The following is a 3201-nucleotide window of genomic DNA, read 5'->3' as shown; positions in this document are numbered from 1 at the left end:
ACAGGGGCCGTCTTGCGTGACGGCTGGTAATTCGCGAAGCGTGTGGCCTTAAGTCTAGCTTTAAGGTCATCAGGCGATGCGGGTCGAGGTTTTGGGCGGGCCGGAGCGGCGGCGGCGCTGGTCGCAGGACGACAAGGCACGGATTGTCGAGGAGACGTTGGCGCCGGTCGCGAAGGTGACTGAGGTTGCGCGTCGCAACGGAGTAGCGGCCAGCCTGGTGTTTACCTGGCGTCGACAAGCACGGACATCGGAACAAGTTGTGCCATCTTTTGCGCCGGTGCAGATCGCCGCCGCAGCGGCCTCGGCTGAAGAAACTCCGAAGCTTTTGCCTACGGCTGATGGCCGAGTTCGCTCCGTGGCAGCCGCGCATACTGGATTGATAGAGATCGATCTCGGCAACCGACGGTGCGTCCGGGTGGATGCGCACGTCGATCCGGAGGCGCTGGCGCGGGTCCTCCTCGAGTGCTTGGACGCCGATGATTGCTATACCGGGGAATGTGCGAGTGTGGCTCGCGACAGGCTACACGGATATGCGCAGAGGCTTTCCGTCGCTGGCACTCCAAGTACAGGAGGTGCTGCGCAAAGACCCGCTCAGCGGTCATCTGGTCGTCTTCCGCGGTCGCCGCAGCGATCTTGCGAAGGCGATCTGGCACGATGGCCAGGGAGCCTGCTTGTTCACAAAAAGACTCGAGAGAGGAAAGTTCATCTGGCCATCGGTTGCCGGTGAATCGGTAACGATCTCGCCGGCGCAGTTGAGCTATCTGCTGTCCGGGATCGATTGGCGCAACCCTCAAGAAACCCAGCGTCCGACGCGGGTCGGATAGCCGCTTTACGGTTTAAATCTGCTGCTTGATCTGATTCAATGGGCTTCATGATATCGAAGCCGGACGATCTTCCATCGGACCTTGTGAGTGCCCTGGCGGCGCTGCAGGCCGAGCGTGAGGCGCGGCTGCGAGTCGAGGCGATGGCTGCCAGTGCACGGGCGGAGCTGTCGGACAACGAGGCGGTGATCGCACATCTCGAACTACGGATCGAGAAGCTCAAACGCGAGCTGTACGGGCAGCGCTCCGAGCGCACGGCACGGCTGCTCGAAGTTGGAGTTGGAACTCGAAGAACTCGTCACCACGGCGAGCGAGGATGAGCTTGCCGCGCAGGCCGCCGCGGCGAAGACGCAGAACGTTCGCCCCTTCATGCGCAAGCGGCCGGTGCGCAAGCCATGGGCGGATGACATCGAACGCGAACGCGTCGTCATTGAGGCTCCAACAACCTGCCGCCTGCTGCGGTGGATCGCGGCTGGCGAAGATCGGTGAGGATGTGACCGGGACGCTGGAGGAGATCCCGCGCCGCTTCAAGCTGATCGAGACGGTACGCGAGAAGTTTACCTGCTTCGATTGCGAGAAGATCAGCCAGCCGCCGGCGCCGTTCCATGCCACGCCGCGCGGCTTGATCGGCCCACAATTGCTGGCGACGATCCTGTTCGACAAGTTTGGCATGCATATCCCGCTCAACCGCCCGAGTGTGCGCTTCAAGGCCGAGGGGATCGACCTGCCGTTGTCGACCTGGCCGACCAGGTCGGCCACGGGACCTTCGCCGTCATGCCGCTCTTCCACTTGATCGAACGCCATGTACTCGCGGCCGAGCGCCTTCATGGCGACGACACCACCATCCGTATCTTCGAAGGGCAAGTGCACGACCGGGCGGATTTGGACTTATGTGCGGGATGACCGGCCGTTTGCCGGGCCTGCGCCGCCGGCGGCGGTCTATTACGCCTCGAGCGATCGACGAGGCGAGCATCCCCAAAAGCATCTGGCCGCCTTCGCGGGCATTCTGCAGTGCGACTGTTACGGTGGCTTCGAACCGTTCGACCCGCAGCGGAAAGAGCTGCCGATTACGCCGGCGTTTTGCTTTGCCCATGCGCGGCGGGGATTCTTCGAGCTGGCTGACATCGAGAAAAATGCTCGGGAAGGTAAGAAGGGCAAACCGGTCTCTCCGATCGCGCTGGAGGCGGTCAGACGCCTCGATGCGTTGTTCGAGATCGAGCGCGCCATTAACGGCTGCAGCGCCGACGAGCGGCGCGCCGTGCGCCAGGAAAAGAGCAAGCCGCTTCTCAAGGACCTGCACGCGTGGCTGCTGCGTCAGCGCGAAACCCTCTCGCGCTCCTCCGAGGTCCTGAAGCCCATGAATTACATGCTCAGGCGCTGGGACGACTTCGTGCCGCGCGGCAATCAGGGGTTCTTCCGCACATTTGGTGCAGGGTGCAGGATTCACGAACAGTGCGAATAAGGGCATAAGGTCGGAATCGCAGTCGACGTCCGTGATTCGCCTTGCTCCATGCCTTCCGCTCGCTGGTTTCCCCCGAACTTTCGATTGTCCAGATCCTTCCCCAGACGGATAGGGTGGTGCTCGTGGCTCGGCCGAAGTCAGCGGTCTCGCTCTGTCCCTGTTGCGGCGGCCAGACGGGTCGCGTCCACAGCCATTACGTGCGACGCTTAGCCGATCTGCCGTGGCAAGGTCGAGTGGTCGAAATCCGGCTTCAGGCGCGACGCTTTCGATGCGCTAATCCGCAATGCCCGCGTCAGATATTCACCGAGCGGCTACCGGCAACGGTGCGGCCGAAAGCAAGACGCACAACCCGCCTCGGCGAGAGCCTACTGGCAATGGGCTTTGCGGTCGGCGGAGAACCCGGCTCGCGCCTGTCGCGCAAACTGGCCATGCCGGTCAGTGGCGACACCTTGCTCCGGATGGTTCACTCGGCTCCCTTGCCGGATTTCGTGGCCCCGACCGTCGTCGGCATCGACGATTGGGCTTGGCGTCGTGGCCAGCGATATGGAACGATCATCTGCGATCTGGAGCGCAATTGCGTACTTGACCTGCTTCCCGATCGTAATGCCGACAGTGTTGCGCGCTGGCTGAAGCGCTGGCCGGAGATCAAGGTCGTCGCGCGCGACCGTGCGGGCCTTTATGCTGATGGCGCGCGCTGCGGCGCACCCGACGCGGTGCAGGTGGCGGACCGCTGGCACCTGCTCAACAGTCTGGGGGGAGGCCCTGCGCCACGCGGTCGGCCGCCATCGTCACAGCATAGCCGCCGCCGTGCAAATCATGGCGTCCGTGCAACGACCGAAGACTGGCAGTTCCACGCTCCCGCCCGGCCTTGCACAATTGCGGGCGGATCGAAAGGCTGCACGACGCGAACGCTGGGAT

At 63.3% G+C, this 3201-nt stretch carries 2 protein-coding genes and 2 pseudogenes; all 4 read left to right on the top strand.

The annotated features are described in order from the left end of the window. Nucleotides 1–76: 76 nt before the first annotated feature. Nucleotides 77–445, top strand: a pseudogene (gene tnpA / locus XI09_RS46065) (IS66-like element accessory protein TnpA); the annotation flags it as partial. A 58-nt stretch (nt 446–503) separates the two neighbouring features. Continuing rightward, complete coding sequence (gene tnpB, locus XI09_RS08810; protein ID WP_442869560.1) at nt 504–824, top strand: IS66 family insertion sequence element accessory protein TnpB; 321 nt, start codon at nt 504–506, stop codon at nt 822–824. 47 nt (nt 825–871) lie between these two features. Continuing rightward, nucleotides 872–2211 (top strand): annotated as a pseudogene (gene tnpC / locus XI09_RS08805) (IS66 family transposase); the annotation flags it as partial. Nucleotides 2212–2396: 185 nt separating this feature from the next. Next, the coding region (locus tag XI09_RS08800; protein WP_333939058.1) for an ISL3 family transposase at nt 2397–3201 on the top strand (805 nt) is incomplete at its 3' end.

Source organism: Bradyrhizobium sp. CCBAU 11386, from assembly GCF_028128955.1.
In the GTDB taxonomy this organism is placed as follows: Bacteria; Pseudomonadota; Alphaproteobacteria; order Rhizobiales; family Xanthobacteraceae; genus Bradyrhizobium.
This window is presented reverse-complemented; position numbering and strand designations above follow the sequence as displayed.